Here is an 18,131-nt window from a genome sequence, read left to right as displayed (position 1 = left end):
CCGCCGTAGAGTGTGGGCAGCCACTCGCGTCGGATACCCCCTAGGGGTATGCTGGGCGGCGGAACGGAGCACACATGATTCAACCCATCGAGTTCGGCCGCACCGAGCCCAAGGCGGCCTGCGCCTGCGGCGGTCACGGCGACCACCATGCATCCGAGCCGGCAGCGGCCGACGCCCAGGAGATCCTCGTCACCGGGATGACGTGCGCGCACTGTGTGTCGGCCGTCACCCAGGAGCTCACCGCGATCGACGGCGTGACGGACGTGTCGGTCGACCTGCAGGCCGGCGGCACCTCGCGTGTCACGTTCCGCGCCGCATCCCCCGTGGACTCGCAGGCGATCGCCGCAGCGATCGACGAGGCAGGCTACTCGCTGGCCTGAGCCCCGCCCGCCACTGATTCGCAGAGCATCACACCCGCGCCGCGAGCGCGAGGGCGTCGTGCGGCGCCCGTCCGCGCGCGTCGTTGTCGAAGTACACGTACACGTCGCCCGACCACCCGGAGATGCGCTCCGCCCAGGCGTCGAGTTCCGCATCCGTGTATCCGCTCGCGTACAGATCCGTCGACCCGTGCAGGCGCGCGTAGGCGAAGGATGCGGTCTGCTCACCGAATCCGGGCCAGGTTCCCGCCGAGTCGGCGGCGACCAGCGCCACGTCGTGGTCCCGCAGCAGCGGCACGAGGTCCGGGGACTCGAACGAGAGCGCCCGTGGCTCCAACGCGTGGCGAAGGGGCCGGTCCTCGTCGATCTCGAGCCACGCGCGCCCCTCGACCCTCGCATCATGGCGTCGGGCGAGTTCCACCGCGGCGCCCGTCGACATCGGTAGACGCGACAGGAAGTCCTCGAGCACGTCGGCGTCGAACTCCTCGCGCTCCGGAAGCTGCCACAGCACCGGGCCGAGTTTGGATCCGAGAGCCAGCACCCCCGACGCGAAGAAGTTCGCCAACGCCTGGTCGACATCTCGCAGGCGGAGCATGTGGGTGATGTAGCGCGAGCCCTTGATGGCGAAGACGAAGTCGTCCGGCACCGCATCCCGCCAGCGTTGATAGCTCGTGGGGCGCTGCAACGAGTAGAAGGATCCGTTGAGCTCGACGCTCCGCATCCGCTCGACGACGTAGGCGAGCTCCCGTGCGTGCGCGAGCCCTGCAGGGTAGAAGTCGCCCCGCCACGACGGGTAGTTCCACCCGGATATGCCCACGCGCACCTCGCGCCCCATGCCACCTCCTCGCGCTCGTCACGCTACGGCGACGGATGCGGCCCGCCCATCCGATGGCGCCTCGACCCGCGCCGTGCTACCGGACCGTCCCTCTTCTGCCCGTGAGACTCGCGAACTGGAGAGAGCGCGCCGGGTCAGCTCACCGTCACGAGCGTGCGCTGCCAGCCGGACGACCCGTCGGGGGCGATCGGCGCGGACTCCTCGATCTGCAGCTCACCCGCGGCATTGATCGCACGCACCGCGATGTAGTGCGAGCCGGGTGTCGCGTCCCACTCGAGCACCCACTGCACCCACGCGTCCTTGTTGACGGGCGACGAGAGGGTGGCGCGCTGCCACTCGCCGTTGTCGATGCTCACCTCGACGGCCGAGATGCCGACGCCCTGCGCCCACGCCATGCCGGCGATCGGCACCTTGCCCGCCGCCACCGGCTTGCCGATCTTCGGGGTGTCGACGCGCGACGAGAACTTGATGGGGGCGCGCTCGCTGTAGCCGCGAGGCGTCCAGTAGGCGGTGTCGGCGGCGAAGGTCGTGACCTTCAGCTCCTCGACCCACTTCGTCGCCGACACGTAGCCGTAGAGGCCGGGAACCACCATCCGCACGGGGAAGCCGTGCTCGAGCGGCAGCGGCTCGCCGTTCATCGCGACCGCGAAGATGGCGTCGACGCCGGGGTCCGTCAGCGATTCGAGGGGCGTGGATGCGGTGAAGCCGTCGACGCTGCGCGAAAGCACCATGTCGGCGCCGGACTGCACACCGGCCGCGGCCAGCACGGTGCGCACCGGCACGCCCAGCCACCGTGCATTGCCGACGAGGTCGCCGCCGACCTCGTTCGAGACGCACGTGAGGGTGATCACGTACTCGTCGAGTCCGAGGGCGATCAGGTCGTCGAAGCTCAGCTCGACGCGCTTGTCGACCATCCCGTCGATGACGAGGCGCCACGTGTTCGGGTCGACGGTGGGAACCGTCAGAGCGGTGTCGACGCGATAGAAGTCCGCGTTGGGAGTGAAGAGCGGGGAGATCCCGTCGACGTCGAGCTCCGCGCCCTGCGGAATGGGAACCGTGGTCTTGGGAGAGGGCAACCGGAGCGCATCACGGATCTGCCGGATGGATGCGGTCGTCGCGTTGAGCGCCCGGGCACCCAGGCCCACCACGACGGCGGATGCCGCGACGATGCCGGTGAGGATGAAGAACCCGCGGCGGTCCAGCTGCACCTCGGACGGCGCGGACTTCGGGCGCCGTTCGGGGGAGGCAGGACGCGGTGCCGAGTCGCCGAAGGCCGCATCAGGGGCCTCGTGAACAGAGCTCGCGGCGGCGGACGAGTTCGTGGCCGCGGGCGCCGCAGCGGCGGCCAGCTTCCAGCGGCGCAGACGGCGGGTCAACAGCAGGAGCATCGCGATGCCGACGACGCCACCCGCGATCGAGGCGACTCCCGCGAGAGCCCCCGCATCCGCACGCGTGATGACGGCAGCGGTCGCGAGGGCGGCAGCGATCGCGAAGAGCACGACCCCCCAGAGCGGCCGGACGGTCTCGACGATGCCGATGACGGCGGCGGCGATCACGACGGCCACACCGAGTGAGGCGAGCAGCACCGGCTTGTCAGCAATCCCGAACGTCGAGATGGCGAATTCCTTGAGAGGTCGCGGCACGATGTCGATGACGAACGACCCGACCGCGATCAGGGGGCTGGTCCCCCGGGAGACGAGGGCGGCGACCGCCTCGCTCACCGCGAGGAAGGCCGCCGCCGCGACGACACCGGCGAGCGAAGCCCAACCCCACGTCGTGCGCATCCGCAGTCGCGTCATGGTCGGTCTCCGCTCGCCGGTCCGGCAGATCACGCCGGAGTGTCGTCAGTGTTCAGGGGTCACATCGGGGGCATCAGCACCGAGTCGATGAGGTACACGGTCGCGTTCTTGGTCTTCACGCCACCGCAGATGACCTTGGCGTCGTTGACCATGATGTTGTCACCGCTGCCGCTCACCGTCACGTCCTGGCCCTCGACAGTGGTGTGCGTGCCGTCGATGTCGCTCGGCGCGATCTGGCCGGGGACCACGTGGTAGGTGAGGATCTTGGTCAGCGTCGCACTGTCGGTCTTCAGCGAGTCGATCGTCGCGGCGTCGATCTTGGCGAAGGCATCGTCGACGGGCGCGAACACCGTGAACTCGCTGCCGTTGAGCGTGTCGACGAGGTTCACGTCGGGGTTCAGCTGGCCGCTGACCGCCGACACGAGGGTCGTCAGCAGCGGGTTGTTGGATGCGGCCGTCGCGACCGGGTCGAGCGACATGCCCTCGACCGAGCCCGCGCCGCTCGGAACCATCGCGGCGTAGTCGGCGCAGCCGGCGCCGACGAGGTCGGATGCGGCATCCATGGTCTTGCTGGGCATCGGAGCTGCCGTCGAGGTCTCGGGCGCCATGGTGCCCTCGGACGTGCCGGCAGATCCGCCCGCACAGCCGGCGAGTGCGAACCCGGCGACGGCGAGAAGGGTGAGGCCGCCGAACAGGTGCTTCTTGTTGGTGCGCATGATGTCCTCCGAATCAGAGAGTCGCTGTGTGCCGACTCGTTCAGAACACGCCCCGGTGCCGGGAGCGAGGCAGCCGCGCTCTTGCGGCGTACATCTTCTGTTCGGCGTGCTCCGTGAAACGGATGGGAAGAATTTCTAGCGGATGCGCACGGCCCTCCCGGAGACCACGATTCCGCCGGTCTCGGCCACGTCCACATCGAGAACGCTCGGCCGCCCGACGTGTTCGCCTTGACGGATCCGGATGCGCCGCGGCGCGAGTCCCCGGCTGCGCAGGTACCCGCCCGTCGCCGCGGCGGCGGCGCCCGTGGCGGGGTCCTCGGTGACCGTGCCGACGGGGAAGATGTTGCGCGCGTGCCAGAGCGAGTCGCTCTCGGGCCAGAGCACGATGATCGTGGCCGGCCATCCGTTCGCGTCGAGCAGGCGACGCGCGGCGGCGGGGTCGAAGGCGAACGCGTCGAACGCCGAGCGCTCGGCGAGCACGAGCAGCGGATGCCAGTTCCCGCCGTACGCGAGAGCGGGCGGATATGACGGGTGCAGCGCATCCCGCTCGATACCCAGCAGCGCGATGAGCTCTTCCCGCGTCTGGTGTGTCAGCTCCGCGGCATCCGGTTCGACGCTCGTGAACGACACGATGCGTCCCTGGTCATCGGATCGCGTCTCGATCTCGATCCCGCCCACAGCGGTCTCGAAGACGAATCGGCCGTCGCCCTCGCGCTCCGCCAAGGCCGCGGCCGTGGCGACCGTCGCGTGACCGCAGAAGGGCACCTCGGCGATCGGAGAGAAGTAGCGGATGCGGCGGGTGCCGTCCTCATCCGTCGTCGCGAACGCGGACTCGGCGTAGCCGAGGTCGGCAGCGGTGCGCTGCATCCGCTCGTCGCTCCACCCCTCGGCGGAGCGCACGACTCCGGCCGGGTTGCCGCCCGTGGGGTCGTCGGAGAAGGCGGTCCAGTGCTCGATCTCGCTCACGGTGCCACGCTACCCACGCCCGGGCGCACCGGCTCCGGTCCACCCGGCGTTGCGTGGACCGGTCGGAGCTCACCCCTTGAGGTCGGGGAAGTCGCTCTCGCGGAACTCGGAGCCGATGCGCTCGGACCCGGCCGCCTCCTCGCGCTCGCGCAGTTCGACGCGACGGATCTTGCCGGAGATCGTCTTGGGCAGCTCGAAGAACTCGACGCGGCGCACCCGCATGTAGGGCGGCATGTGCTCACGCGCGTGGGCGAGGATGCTGCGCGCGGTCGCCGCATCCGGCTCCACGCCCCCGGCGAGCGCGACGTAGGCCTTGACGACGTTCAGCCGCACCGCATCCGGAGCACCGACGACGCCCGCCTCGGCCACGGCGGCGTGCTCGAGCAGGATCGACTCCACCTCGAACGGCGACACCTTGAAGTCGCTGGCCTTGAACACGTCGTCCGTGCGCCCCACGAAGGTCAGGAAGCCGTCGGCGTCGCGGACGGCGACATCGCTCGTGTGGTAGTACCCGTCGTGCTCGACCTTGGCGGTGCGCTCGGGTTCGCCGATGTATCCGGGCGTGAGGTTCAGCGGCCGCACGGGCGCCGTGGGCAGGCAGATCTCGCCCTCGTCGGCCACCTCGCCCGTGACCGGATCGAGCAGCACGATCTCGACGCCGGGGAGCGCGCGCCCCATGGATCCGGGCTTGAGCGCGACCCCCGGCGTGTTGCCGATGACGGCCGTCAGCTCGGTCTGGCCGTAGCCGTCGCGGATCTGGATGCCCCACCAACGCTCGATCGTCGCGATCACCTCGGGGTTGAGCGGTTCGCCGGCCGACAGCAGCTCGCGAAGCGCCCGCGGCTTGTGCTCGAGGTCGGCCTGGATGAGCATGCGCCACACGGTCGGCGGTGCGCAGAACGTGTTGACGCCCGCGCGGTCGAGCTCGCCGGCGAGCGCCACCGCGTCGAAGCGACGGTAGTTGTAGACGAACACGGTCGCCTCGGCGATCCACGGCGAGAAGAACAGACTCCAGGCGTGCTTGCCCCAGCCGGGAGCGCTGATCGTCATGTGCACGTCGCCGGGACGCACGCCGATCCAGTACATCGTGCTGAGGTGACCCACCGGGTAGGAAACGTGGGTGTGCTCGACCATCTTGGGGCGGGAGGTCGTCCCGGAGGTGAAGTAGACGATCGCCGTGTCGGTGGAGTCCACGACGACGCCGGGCCGCTCGTCGGATGCGGCATCCGCATCCGTGAACGAAGCCCAGCCCGCTCGGTCTCCGCCCACGACGATCCGCACGAGGTCGGCATCGAGCGCGTCGAACTTCTCCGCATCCGCCGCATCCGCGATCACGACCCGGACACCCGCGCGCTCGATGCGCTCGGCAAGATCGTCGGGGCCGAGCACGACCGAGGTCGGCAGGATGACGGCGCCCAGCTTCATGATGGCGAGCATCGCCTCCCAGAGCTCGACCCGGTTGTCGAGCATCAGCATCACCGCGTCGCCGCGGCGCACCCCCTGATCGCGCAGCCAGTTCGCGACGCGGTCGGAGCGCACCCGCATCTCGTCGTACGTGCGCGACGCCTCGGTGCCGTCTTCTTCGAGCACCCGCAGGGCGAGACGGTCGTTGCCGAGAGCGATCTCGTCGAACCAGTCGACGGCCCAGTTGAAGTGGTCTCCGACATCGGGCCAGACGAACCCCGCCCGAGCGGCCTCGATGTCGTGGGAGTGGGCGAGCAGGAAGTCCCTGGCCTCGCGGAACGCGCGGCCGGCGGCGGATTGGAGCATCGTGTCTTCGTTCTCGACGGGGAGAGGATGCGGCGCGCGCGAGGGGGCTCTGGCACCGTCCGGTCAGTCTAGGACGGCGTATGTGCGGGCCGCGGCATCCGTTCCCAGACGATGCTCGATAACATCGGTGCGGTCGTCGCCGCCAGGGGGAGCCGACCGCACGGCACCGGGGGATTCATGGAGACGACCAGACGACAGCAACGCGGACGTCGCTCGGTGCTGCGCCGCCGCAGAGCACTCGTCGCGGCCATCGGCGTCCTCGCCGTGGTCCTGGTCGCCGTCGGTGTCGTGGCCGTCGTGCGCGGAACGACCTCGACACCGTCACCGGCGGCCCAGTCGGCAGATCCACCGACGCCGACGCCCACCCCCACCCCCACCCCGCTCACCGCGAGCCGGCAACTGCTCGCCGACAGCGATGACCCTGCCGCGTGCGCCGTGAGCTTCGCCGGCGACGCCATCACCGAACCGCCGCAGCTTCAGTCGCAGGGCGCTCTCTACGATTCCCTGCCGATCCCGCGCCGGGACGGCGCGGTCTTCGCGGGCTGGTACGCCGGTCCCGCCGACGCACAGGCCTTCACGATCGCGGCGCGCGTGAACGGCGCCGACGTCGTGACCTGCACCGACGACGAGATCACGCTGTACGGCGCGTGGAAGAGCCCCGACGAGGTCGCGAGCGAGGACGTCGGCGTCCCGATCCTCATGTATCACCAGTTCACCACCCGGCCCGAGGGCGAAGACGGCTGGCTGAAGGGCAACTACGCGTACATCAACGACTTCGACGCGCACATGGCCTACATCGCCGAGAAGCAGTTCTACCTGCCCACCTGGGACGAGCTGAGCGCCTTCATCGACGGTCAGCTCTACCTGCCCCACCAGTCCGTGATCGTCACCGACGACGACGCGGACCAGACCTGGCTGGATCTGGCCGTTCCCGTGGTCGAGAAGTACGGCGTGCTGACGACCTCGTTCGTGATCACCGGAGCGCGGCAGGCGCCGTCACCGGGCCTCCACGTGCTGCAGCGCTCGCACACCCACGACATGCACACGGCGGGCGACAACGGCAAGGGCCGGATGGTCAACTACTCGGTCGACCAGATCGTCGCCGACATGAACGCCTCAGCCGCGATCCTCGGCGTGAAGCAAGTCATGGCCTACCCCTACGGCCACTACAACGACACGGCCAAAGAGGGCCTGCGCCAGGCCGGCTACGAGATGGCCCGCACCATCGAACCCGGCTACGTGCACGCCGGCACCGACAAACTGGCTCTGCCCACCGTGAGGATCAACTACGGGATGGGCCTGCAGGACCTCATCAACCTGATCGGCTGATCCGGCGGATCCGCCGGCTCAGATCTCCCCGGGCGAGATCGCCTGACGGTCGATCTCCTCGACGAAGTGGCGGGCGCGCGAGGGCGCCGGGCGGGGCGACGTGGCACGGCGGGGTGCGTAGACCACCAGCGAGTGGAACAGGAAGCGCACCACGAAGGCGGCCACGAGGGTCATCGCGGTGGCGATGACCACCGAGATGTGCCACGTCGAGATCATCAGCGTCGTGATCGGGATGCGGATCAGCAGCTCGACGTTGTTGAACGAGAACGACTTCGCGAACCTGCTGCCGATCCCGGACGCCTGCTCTCGCATGTCCTGGAACACGAACCGCTCCTGCAGCAGGAAGTTCGCGATGATCGTCGTCTCCGCGGCGATGATCATCGCGGCGAGGTCGGTGACACCGGCGTGCGAGAGCAGCCACACGATGGCGACGTTGGCCACCGCGCCCAGCGCACCGATGAGCGCGAAGGCGGACATCTTGCCGAAGCGGAGCATGGCGAGCTGCGCGAGGAACGAGATGCCCTGCGAGAACGACGCCTTCGAGGCGCCCGCGAAGCGGTCCGCGAACGCGAACGGGATCTCGGCGACGCGCAGGGAACGACGAGCGAGGATCTCGAGCAGGATCTTGAAGCCGCGCGGGCGCAGCTGGTCGAGATCGATGGCACGACGGTCCACCAGGAAGAACCCGGTCATGGGGTCGGTGACCTCGCGCAGCCGGATCGGGAACATCGCCTTCGTCACGGCGGTGGATCCGCGCGAGACGATCACGCGCGACCGATCGGCGAGACCACCCGCCGTGCCGTCTGCGGTGTAGCGCGACGCCACCACCACATCGACGTCGCCGTGCAGGTAGCGCCCGACCAGACGGGCGATGTCCTCCGGCGGGTGCTGAAGGTCGCCGTCCATGACGATGCAGACGTCGCTGGGGGCGGCATCCAGACCTGCGACGACGGCTCCGCTCAGACCACCCACGGGGTCGTCGCGGTGGATGAGGCGAACGGGGATGCTGGCGGTGGCCGCCACGCGTCGGATGACGTCGGGCGTCTCGTCCGTACTGTCGTCGACGAAGAGGATGTCGACGCTGAAGCCCTTCGCGGTTGCGGCGACCCGACGCACGAGCTCTGCCACATTGGGCGCCTCGTTGAACGTGGGGACGATGACCGTGACCTGCATGTGCACCGCCTGATGGAAGCTGTGAACGCCCGAGTGCGGGCGACATTCCTCATCCTGGCACGCTCCGGTTGTCAATTCCCTGGGGTTGAGCTTGCACATAGGAATCCGCTAGCCAACTCGTAACCACCCGATCACGGGCTGTTTACCCGTACCCTGGAATCCATGAGCGAAACGGGATCCGGCATCACGATGTTCGGCGCCGAGTGGTGCCGCGACTGCCGACGCACGAAGGCTCAGCTCGATGAGCTGGGCGTCGAGTACACCTACGTCGACCTCGAGGCCGACCCCGCCGCGGCGGAAGTCGCCCGCGAGATCTCCGGCCGCACCAACATCCCCGTCGTGGTGTATCCCGACGCGACCCATCACGTCGAACCGTCGAACGCGGACGTCGACGCGAAGCTTCGCGAGCTGTCGATCATCTGAGCGGGGCCCCGCATCCGGACGGGGTGCCGGCGGGACGGAGCGTGGGACCGCTCCCCGTACACTGATTCGGGCTTCCGCCGGAATCATCACGTGAACCGCACTCCTCCCCCCGCATCCCGCCGAGACATCCAGGGCCTTCGCGCCCTCGCTGTGCTCGCTGTCGTCGGCGCCCACGCGACGGGATGGCCCCGCGGCGGGTTCGTGGGCGTCGACGTGTTCTTCGTCATCTCGGGCTTCCTGATCACCGGTCTGCTCCTGCGCGACGTCGAGACGACGGGGCGGGTGAGCCTGGCCCGCTTCTACGGACGACGAGCGCGACGCCTACTGCCGGCGGCCGTCGTCGTCCTCGCCCTCACGGTCGGCGCGGGCTTCCTCGTCTTCAACGCCGTCGTCGCAGAGCGCACGCTTCACGACGCGGTGTGGTCCGCGCTCTTCGCAGCGAACTGGCACTTCGCCGCGGACGGCACCGACTACTTCCACGCGACGGATGCGGCATCCGCGCTGCAGCACTTCTGGTCGCTCTCCGTCGAGGAGCAGTTCTACCTCGTGTGGCCGGGCATCGTGGTGCTGAGCCTCCTCCTCGTACCCGCCGCCGCGCGGAGCGGGCGTGGCGGACGCCTCACCGCGGCGGGGATCGCGGCGGCGATCGTGCTCGCTTCGGCGCTGTGGGCCGCATCCCAGACGACGTCCGAGGCGATCGTCGCCTACTTCTCGACGCTCACCCGTGCGTGGGAGCTGGGCGCCGGGGCGGTGCTGGCCGCCGCGGCACCGTTGCTCGCCCGCATCCCGCGGGTGGTCGGCGGAGCCATGGGATGGCTCGGCCTCGCCGGCATCGTCACCGCTTTCGCGGTGATCGATCCGGGCGCAGGCGGCTTCCCCTGGCCCTGGGCCGTTCTTCCCGTCGCCGCCACGGCCCTCGTGCTGGCGGGTGGTGTCGGCGGCGACCCGCGCCATCGTCATCTGTTCCCGCTGACGAACCGCGTGAGCGTCTTCGTCGGCGATATGTCGTACTCGCTGTATCTGTGGCACTTCCCCGTCATCGTGCTCGGCTCGGTCGTCCTCGCCGGACGCGATGGCGCGCTCTGGCTCACTCTGGGGGCGATCGCCGTCCTGTCGCTGGCGACCTATCTCATCGTCGAGCAGCCCTTGCGGTACGCGCCGCTGCTGCCGCGCGCCTCGGATGCGGCCGAGACCGGCTCGTCCGAGCCCATGACAACCCGGCCCGCCGCGGGGGTGCCAGCCGCCGCGGCTCGGCCGCTAGTCGTGTCACCCCCCGCGTCGCAGCCGCGTGTCGTCGCCACGCATCCCGCGGGGTGGACACCCGGCACCCGGTACTACCCGGGCTCGCCCCGGCCGCGACCTCTCGCCGCCGACCGCGTCATCGAGCCCGTGCTCGCCGACCCTGATCCGGAGCCGGCGGTCGCACCGATCCTCGCGCCGGAGGCCTCGCCCCTCGAGCGCGATCACGAAGAGCGAGCCGCATGGAAGGCGTGGCGGGCCCGCTTCGGAACGCAGATCGCCCTTGCGTCCTCCGGGCTCGGCATCGCGGCCCTGGCCGCCGTGCTGGTGGCGCAGAGCATCTTCGGCGCGCCGGTGATCGGGCCGCTCACCCCGCCCGCCGAAGCGCAGCCGGGCGGGGGCGACGATCCCATCGCCGCCGTGCAGAGCGAGCTCGCGGCCGCCGCATCCGCCACGCAATGGCCGACTCTGTCGCCGGCGCTGGACACCGTGATCACCCGCGGCTCGGCCGACAATCCGGCGCGGGACTGCTTCGCCCCCGACACGAGCCCGGATGCCGGCCGGTGCAGCTGGGGCTCGGAACAGGCCGGCACCCGCATCTACCTCGTCGGCGACTCGACCGCCATGGCCTACGCCCCCGCCTTCAAGAAGATGGCAGAGGACAGCGGCGGCGCCATCCGCGTCACGACGATCGGGCTCTACGGCTGCCGGTTCACCGAAGTGGCGGTGCAGAACGACGGCGCCGGCGTCATGGCGGCCTGTGAACAGCGCAAAGCCGACGTGCGCGCCATGATCCTCGCCGATTCCCCGAGCATCGTCGTGATGAGCGACGCCTACACGCTGGGGCATACGCCGGACGGGCAGGACCTCAGCGCCGAGACGCTCATCGCCTCGCAGCAGGCGGAGGCGGCCGGGTACGGCGCACCCGGACGGATCGTCCATCTCGCGCCTCCCCCGGAGGGCGCCGACCTCGCCCGCTGCTACTCGCCGCTGACCTCGCCCTACGACTGCGCGAGCGCGGTGTCGCCGACGTGGCAGCAGATGGAGTCGCTGGCCGAGCGGGCGGCCGCCGCATCCGGTGATCACGCGATCAGCTCGCTGCCGTTCAGCTGCTGGGAGGGCGTGTGCCCCGCGTTCGCCGGGTCGCTGCCGGTCAAGTACGACCAGACGCACCTCAGCGTGCCGTTCGCCGAACGCATCGCGCCGATCCTGCGGGCAGAGCTGGCGGCCGCCGGACTCCTCTGAGCGGCGGCCGTGGTGGTGGGACCTAGGTCCCTACCCGCCCCCGTGCGAGCGGAGGAGGGTGGAACCAACAAACACACACAGCCCCCAGGTTCCGGCCCCACACCGCCGCTCCGAGGGATCGAAAGGAGCACACCTCTCATGGCCACCATCACCGCAAATGTCCGGACGCAGGTCGCTGCCAAGCCGATCACGGCAGAGGCGAGCGTCGTCACCAGCCTCGCGGCTCGACGCACCGTCGCCATCGCACGTTTCGCGACCGGATTCATCTTCCTGTGGGCCTTCCTCGACAAGACCTTCGGCTTGGGCTTCTCCACCCCGGTCGAGCGGGCCTGGATCAACGGCGGCACACCCGCACAGGGCTTCCTCAACAGCGAGGCCGTGAGCGGCCCCTTCAAGGGGATCTTCCAGGCGATCGCGACGCCGCTGACCGACGTCCTGTTCATGGCCGGCATGCTCGGCGTGGGACTGGCCGTCATGCTCGGCATCGGGATGCGGGTCGCCGCCGTCGCCGGCAGCGCGATCATGCTCTTCATGTGGATGGCGGAGTTCCCGATGATCTGGGGCACCGGATCCACCAACCCGGTCGTCGACTACCACATCATCTACGCCCTCATGCTCATCGTTTTCGTCGCACTTGCGGCCGGCGAAACGTGGGGCCTCGGCGCCCAGTGGCGCAAGCTGCCCATCGTGCAGAAGAACCACTGGCTCATCTAGCCGACCTGCTGGCCGCGTGACGGTGCGGCGCTTCCTCGCCCGGGGAGCGCCGCATCGTCATGTCCGCGTGCCCGACCCCCGCGCCCCTCGCCCGCGGTCCGCTCCCGGACCTCGGGCCGTTGCGTGGTTGAAGGCCCCGCGACGTCGCGTGTCCGACCCGAGACCGCAACATGCGTCCCTCGAACGGGGACGCCAGAGGCGCCGAGGGGACGGGGAGGGCAGGGGTGTCAGGAGCGGCGCTGCTCGGCGCGGTAGACCGCGGCCTGGGTGCGCCGCTCCATGCCGAGCTTGCGAAGCAGCCCGGACACGTAATTCTTCACCGTCTTCTCGACCAGGTTGAGCTTCTCGCCGATCTGGCGATTGGTCAGCCCATCGGCGATCAGGTCCAGGATCTGCCGCTCGCGCAGGGTGAGGTCGACCTCGGGGGCGGCAACCGCATCCGCACGCGAGCGGACCAGCTCTGCGGCGCGGGTGCCGGTGAGGGTCTTGCCCGCGGCGACCTGGCGGATGCTGTCGAGCAGCCCGTTCGCACGGATGTCCTTGAGCACATAGCCCGCAGCACCCGCGAGCACCGCCGCCTCGCTCGCGCGGTCGTCGTCGAACGCGGTGAGGATGAGGCACGCGATCTCCGGATGCGCGGAGCGCACGTCGCGGCAGACGTCGATGCCGTCGCCGTCGGGCAGGCGCATGTCGAGCACGGCGACGTCCGGGCGCACCGCATCCACGCGCGGCAGCGTCTGCGCCGCCGTCGACGCCTCACCGACGACCTCCATGTCGGGGGCGGCGTCGATGAGGTCGACGACCCCGCGGCGAACGAGTTCGTGGTCATCGAGAACGAAGACGCGGATCATGTGTCGGCCTCCTGCCGTGAAGTCTCGTCATCGGATGCGGCCGCCGGAGCCGCCAGCGGCACGCTCCACGCGGCGAGGGTGCCACCGCCGGGACGGGGCGCGAGTGTGAAGGTGCCGCCGCGGGCCTCGGCGCGCGCCTGCAGGTTGCTGAGGCCGCTGCGCCGTTCGCGGGCGGGATCGAGCCCGCGCCCGTCGTCGCCGACCTCGATGACGATGCGCCCGCCGCGCACCTCCACCCGGACCTCGGCGTGCGAGGCGCGGGCGTGCCGGACCACGTTCGAGAGCGCCTCACGCACGACCGCGGCGGCCTCGGGGGCGAGGTCGGCGGGGACATCGTGATCCACCGGACCACGGAACACGAGCCGCGGCGTATCCGCGAGGAGGGCCCGATATTCTCCGACGACGTCGACGATGCGATCGCGCAGCGTCACGCCGCCCACGTCGTCGTGCTGCAGCGCGAAGATCGCGGTACGGATCTCGGCGATCGCCTCGTCGAGGGCGTCGATCTGCGCCGACAGACGCTCCTCCACGCGCGCGTCGTCGACGCCGGCCGACACGACCTGGAGCTGCATCCCCGCGGCGAACAGGCGCTGGATGACGTTGTCGTGCAGATCGCGGGCGATGCGGCCGCGGTCCTCCAGCAGCGCGAGCCGGTGGCGGTCGGCGCGGGCGCGGCTGAGCTCCCCGGCGAGATCCGCGACGGAAGCCAGCGCGGTCGTGCGCCGGATGTCGTCGTCACTGAAGGGCCGTTCGCGCAGGTGCCGGGCCAGCAGCACCCCCACATCCGCACCGTCCTGTCCGCCGAGGCTCACCACGAACGCGTCGCCGAACCGCACGGTCTCGCCCTCGAACGTGGGCAGCGCCACCTCAGGCAGGACGGTGGCCCCCGTCGACAGCAGGGCGCGGGCGACCCGATCGTGGCCGGGCAGCTCCACGCTCTCCAGCTGGCGCGCCATCGCGTCGCCGCGCACGATCTGCAGCCGGACGGTGCCGCGCTCCGTGGAGGTGATGATCGCCACGAGCGCCGCGCCGGTCAGCGTCGGAAGGTGCTCGGCGAGCAGTCGGTAGGGCCGCTCGTCGTCGACCTCGAGGAAGGCCGCGCGCACCTCGGCGGTCGCCGCAGCCCAGCGCTCTCGCATCCTCGCCGCCTCGTACAGGCGCGCCTTCTCGATGGCGATGCCCGCCGTCACGGCGAGCGAACGCAGGAGCTCCGTGTCTTCCTCGGTGAAGTGGCCGTCGGGATGCTCGGCCAGGTAGAGGTTGCCGAACATCTCCTCGCGGACACGGATCGGGACCCCGACGAAGCTGTCCATGTGGGGGTGGTGCGCGGGAAATCCCGTGAATCGCGGATCCGCGGCGACGTGATCGACGCGCACGCTCTCGGACACGATCGCGCCCAGCAGGCCGCGACCCCGCGGCGAATGCCCCATCCGCGCCGCCGTCTTCTCGTCGATGCCGACGTGCACGAAGTCGACGATCGCGCCGTCGGCGCCGAGAACGCCGATCGCGCCGTATCGTGCACCGACGAGGTCGACGGCCGACTCGACGATCTCGCGCAACACGGAGTGCAGATGGATGTGGCCGACGATCGCCTGATTGAGCGAGAGCAGACTGCGCAGTCGCGCCTCGATGTCGGCCACGGTCCCCTCCCCTGGTGTCGGGCCCAGTCTAGGTGCGCCCCCGGTCGCGCCTTCCGGCCGCCGCCGTGACTACTGCCCCGCCCCGGCTCGTCCCCCGCCCACCCCGCCGTTCGCCTCTCCCCCGTCCCCCGCCCCGCCCACCCCCGCTCGCCTGTCACAGATCGAGCCGGACGGCTCGATCTGTGACAGGCGAACAAAGCGGGCGAGCTCGACGACCGGCGCGTTGTGCCCCAGGCCCGGTCCCCCGCGTCCGGAACGCCGGGCGCGGCACACTAACCTGGTGGCCCACCCGAAGGAGAGCGCCGTGCCCGCGTCCGAGCCGTCTGCAACGCCCGTGTCCGCGCCCGAGCTCGATCCCCGGCTGCGCGCCGCGATCGACGACGACCTCGTCGCGCTCCGCCAGGGCGCCGCCCTCTGGTCGCGCTCGAGCATCGACGAGCGCATCGGCGCACTCTCGGCCACGAGGGATGCGGTCGGCACCGCCGCCGCGGACTGGGCCCGCGTCGCCGCGCGCGCGAAGGGGCTCGCCCCCGATCACCCGCTCCGCGGCGAGGAGTGGCTGTCGGGCCCCTACGCCGTGCTCGGCGCCCTCGACGGCTACCTCGCGACGCTTCGCCGGATCGCCGCCGGCGGCAGTCCGCTCGACGGGGTGCGCCTCGACCGTGCCCCGGGCGACCGCATCCGCGCGCACGTCTTCCCCCGCGAGCGAATCGACAAGCTCCTGCTGTCCGGATTCACGGGCGAGATCTGGCTGCGCCCCGGCACCGACGCTTCCACGGCGATCCGCCGGGCGGGTCTCGCGCAGGTCACGCCTGGTTCCGCGGGTGTGGGTCTCGTGCTCGGTGCAGGGAACATCTCCGCGATCCCGGTGCTGGACGTGCTCTACGAGCTGCTCGCGTTCGACCGCGTGAGTCTGCTGAAAGTGAATCCCACCCAGGACGAACTCGTGCCGGTCTTCGAGCGCGCACTCGCGCCTCTCATCGGCCGGGGACTCGTGCGGATCGTGCGCGGCGGCGGCGATGTGGGCGCTTACCTCACGGCGCACGAGGGCATCGAGCACGTGCACATCACGGGATCCGCCGCGACCTTCGATGCGATCGTCTGGGGCGACCGCGACCGCGCGACGGACGAGCCACGCCTGCGGACCCCGATCACGGCGGAGCTGGGTGGCGTGTCTCCGATCATCGTGGTGCCGGGCGAGTGGAGCGACGCGGACCTCCGTTTCCAGGCTGCCCACGTCGCGACGATGCGCCTGCACAACAGCGGTCACAACTGCATCGCGGGCCAGGTCGTGCTGCTGAGCGCGGACTGGCCGCAGCGGGAGCAGTTCCTACGGGCGCTGCACGAGGCGTACCGCGACGCCCCGGCCCGTCCGGTCTGGTACCCCCGCGCCGACGAGCGGCTGCACGCGCTCGCTGCGAGCTACCCGCACGCCGAGTGGTCGGCCGGGCACAGCCGCGCGCTCGTGCAGGTGGCGCAGGGTGAGGATGCCGCCGAGCTGGAGACGACCGAGTACTTCGCCCCCGTGCTGGGCGTCGTGGAGCTGCCCGGAACGGGTCAGGACTTCCTCGACGCCGCCGTCGCGCACGCGAACGAGTCGCTCGCGGGCACCCTGGGCGCCAACGTCATCGTCGATCCCGACGCGGAGGATGCGATGGGGGCGGGGTTCGAGCGGGCGATCGCCGAGCTGCGCTACGGCGGGATCGCGATCAACGCCTGGACCGGTGTCCTGTTCGCGACACCCGTGCTCAGCTGGGGAGCCTTCCCCGGCTCCGATGTGCGGGAGGTCGGGTCGGGGATCGGCGTTGTGCACAACACCGCGCTGCTGGCCGACGTCGAGCGGTCGGTACTGCGAGGGCCCTTCCGCCCGTTCCCGCGCTCGCTGGGTCCGGGGCGCTTCTCCGTGCTGCCCGCCCCGCCGTGGTTCGTCTCCGCACGCACGGCGGCGGCGGTGAGCGAGGGTCTGACCCGCTATCGGGTCGACCGCAACCCGCTCGGGCTCGCCCTCACCCTCGTCAAGGCGATGGGCGCCTGAGCCTCACGCGAATCGATCGGTGACCGCCCGCAGTGCCGCCGCGATGCCGGGCTCGGATGCGGAGTGCGAGGCGTCGTCCACGACGACCAGCTCCGACTCGGGCCACGCACGGTGCAGGTCCCACGCCGTCATGATCGGGGTGCAGACGTCGTAGCGGCCCTGCACGATGACCGCGGGGATGTGGCGGATGCGGTCAACCTCTTCGATCAGCTGCCCCTCACGCAGCCATCCGTGGTTCACGAAGTAGTGGTTCTCGATGCGCGCGAACGCGGTGGCGGCATCCGGATCCGTCATCGACGCCACGAGCTCCGGGTCGGGACGCAGCGTGAGCGTCGACGCCTCCCACCGGGTCCACGCGAGCGCGGCGGGTCGGTGCACGGCCGGGTCCTCGTCGAACAGGCGCCGGTGGTAGGCCTCGATCATGCGGCTGCGCTCGAGCACCGGGATCTCGGCGACGTAGCCCTCCCACAGGTCGGGGAAGATCGCCGAGGCACCGCCCTCGTAGAACCACTCCAGCTCGTGCCGGCGGAGCGTGAAGATCCCGCGCAGCACGAGCTCGGTGACGACCTCGGGATGCGCCTGGGCGTAGGAGAGCGCGAGTGTCGAGCCCCAGGAGCCGCCGAACACCTGCCAGCGCTCGATCCCGAGGTTGCGGCGCAGGAGCTCGAGGTCGGCGACGAGGTGCCAGGTCGTGTTGAAGCGCAGGTCCGCGGCGGGGTCGCTCGCGTGCGGGGTCGACCTGCCGCATCCGCGCTGGTCCAGCAGGACGATGCGGTAGCGCTCCGGATCGAAGAAACGTCGATGCCAGGGCGAGGTCCCGCCGCCGGGCCCGCCGTGCAGGAAGACGACCGGCTTGCCCTCCGGGTTCCCGGACTGCTCCCAGTAGATCCGCTGCCCGTCGCCGACCAGCAGCTCTCCGCTCTCGTAGGGCTCGATCGGCGGGTACAGGATGTCGTCGAGCTCGGAGACCGTCATATCCTCACGGTACCTTGCCACCCCACCCTGTCCACGGATGCGCT

15 protein-coding genes are annotated in these 18,131 nt (G+C 70.5%); 6 read left to right on the top strand and 9 right to left on the bottom strand.

Annotated elements, in window-relative coordinates; genetic code table 11:
• Positions 1-74: 74 nt before the first annotated feature.
• Positions 75-380 carry a heavy-metal-associated domain-containing protein gene (locus QE377_RS09055; RefSeq protein ID WP_307322108.1) on the top strand — a complete coding sequence of 102 codons (306 nt, stop codon included), beginning with the start codon at positions 75-77 and terminating at the stop codon, positions 378-380.
• 28 nt (positions 381-408) lie between these two features.
• On the opposite strand, the gene QE377_RS09050 is transcribed toward QE377_RS09055, so the two are convergent.
• From QE377_RS09050 to QE377_RS09030, 5 genes are all read right to left on the bottom strand, one after another.
• Positions 409-1,212 (bottom strand): DUF72 domain-containing protein, encoded by an 804-nt coding sequence (locus QE377_RS09050; protein WP_307322106.1) that lies wholly within the window; start codon positions 1,210-1,212, stop codon positions 409-411.
• Between the two features lie 134 nt (positions 1,213-1,346).
• Positions 1,347-3,011 carry a molybdopterin-dependent oxidoreductase gene (locus tag QE377_RS09045; protein WP_307322104.1) on the bottom strand — a complete coding sequence of 555 codons (1,665 nt, stop codon included), beginning with the start codon at positions 3,009-3,011 and terminating at the stop codon, positions 1,347-1,349.
• A 59-nt stretch (positions 3,012-3,070) separates the two neighbouring features.
• On the bottom strand, positions 3,071-3,727 hold the full coding sequence (locus QE377_RS09040; protein ID WP_307322100.1) for a fasciclin domain-containing protein: 657 nt from the start codon (positions 3,725-3,727) through the stop codon (positions 3,071-3,073).
• A gap of 135 nt (positions 3,728-3,862) precedes the next feature.
• Positions 3,863-4,693 (bottom strand): PhzF family phenazine biosynthesis protein, encoded by an 831-nt coding sequence (locus QE377_RS09035; RefSeq protein WP_307322098.1) that lies wholly within the window; start codon positions 4,691-4,693, stop codon positions 3,863-3,865.
• Positions 4,694-4,762: 69 nt separating this feature from the next.
• Positions 4,763-6,463 carry an AMP-binding protein gene (locus QE377_RS09030; protein WP_307322096.1) on the bottom strand — a complete coding sequence of 567 codons (1,701 nt, stop codon included), beginning with the start codon at positions 6,461-6,463 and terminating at the stop codon, positions 4,763-4,765.
• A 111-nt stretch (positions 6,464-6,574) separates the two neighbouring features.
• Between QE377_RS09030 and QE377_RS09025 the strand changes: the two genes are divergently transcribed.
• Positions 6,575-7,792 (top strand): polysaccharide deacetylase family protein, encoded by a 1,218-nt coding sequence (locus QE377_RS09025; RefSeq protein ID WP_307322095.1) that lies wholly within the window; start codon positions 6,575-6,577, stop codon positions 7,790-7,792.
• Between the two features lie 18 nt (positions 7,793-7,810).
• Here the strand turns inward: QE377_RS09025 and QE377_RS09020 are convergent, their stop codons facing one another.
• The gene (locus QE377_RS09020; RefSeq protein ID WP_307325924.1) at positions 7,811-8,965 is read right to left on the bottom strand and encodes a glycosyltransferase family 2 protein; all 1,155 of its coding nucleotides are present in this window, start codon (positions 8,963-8,965) and stop codon (positions 7,811-7,813) included.
• A 162-nt stretch (positions 8,966-9,127) separates the two neighbouring features.
• Between QE377_RS09020 and QE377_RS09015 the strand changes: the two genes are divergently transcribed.
• From QE377_RS09015 to QE377_RS09005, 3 genes are all read left to right on the top strand, one after another.
• A complete protein-coding gene (locus QE377_RS09015; protein ID WP_137418288.1) occupies positions 9,128-9,388 on the top strand; it encodes a glutaredoxin domain-containing protein in 261 nt (86 codons plus the stop codon).
• Between the two features lie 90 nt (positions 9,389-9,478).
• The gene (locus QE377_RS09010) at positions 9,479-11,872 is read left to right on the top strand and encodes an acyltransferase family protein (RefSeq protein ID WP_307322090.1); all 2,394 of its coding nucleotides are present in this window, start codon (positions 9,479-9,481) and stop codon (positions 11,870-11,872) included.
• 138 nt (positions 11,873-12,010) lie between these two features.
• Positions 12,011-12,586, top strand: a complete 576-nt coding sequence (locus QE377_RS09005; RefSeq protein WP_234074297.1) for a DoxX family protein — start codon at positions 12,011-12,013, stop codon at positions 12,584-12,586.
• A 227-nt stretch (positions 12,587-12,813) separates the two neighbouring features.
• On the opposite strand, the gene QE377_RS09000 is transcribed toward QE377_RS09005, so the two are convergent.
• Positions 12,814-13,437 (bottom strand): response regulator transcription factor, encoded by a 624-nt coding sequence (locus QE377_RS09000; RefSeq protein ID WP_307322086.1) that lies wholly within the window; start codon positions 13,435-13,437, stop codon positions 12,814-12,816.
• The gene (locus tag QE377_RS08995) at positions 13,434-15,077 is read right to left on the bottom strand and encodes a GAF domain-containing sensor histidine kinase (protein WP_307322083.1); all 1,644 of its coding nucleotides are present in this window, start codon (positions 15,075-15,077) and stop codon (positions 13,434-13,436) included. The genes QE377_RS09000 and QE377_RS08995 overlap by 4 nt, the downstream gene beginning before the upstream one ends.
• 280 nt (positions 15,078-15,357) lie before the next feature.
• On the opposite strand from QE377_RS08995, the gene QE377_RS08990 reads away from it, so the two are divergent.
• The gene (locus tag QE377_RS08990; RefSeq protein WP_307322080.1) at positions 15,358-17,112 is read left to right on the top strand and encodes an aldehyde dehydrogenase family protein; all 1,755 of its coding nucleotides are present in this window, start codon (positions 15,358-15,360) and stop codon (positions 17,110-17,112) included.
• A 3-nt stretch (positions 17,113-17,115) separates the two neighbouring features.
• On the opposite strand, the gene pip is transcribed toward QE377_RS08990, so the two are convergent.
• Entirely contained in the window at positions 17,116-18,087 is a 972-nt protein-coding gene (gene pip, locus QE377_RS08985; protein ID WP_307322077.1) for a prolyl aminopeptidase, read from the bottom strand.
• Between the last annotated feature and the right edge of the window lie 44 nt (positions 18,088-18,131).

This window comes from Microbacterium sp. SORGH_AS_0862, assembly GCF_030818795.1.
In the GTDB taxonomy this organism is placed as follows: domain Bacteria; phylum Actinomycetota; class Actinomycetes; order Actinomycetales; family Microbacteriaceae; genus Microbacterium.
The sequence above is the reverse complement of the archived record's forward strand: the minus strand, read 5'-3'. Positions and strand labels throughout refer to the sequence as shown.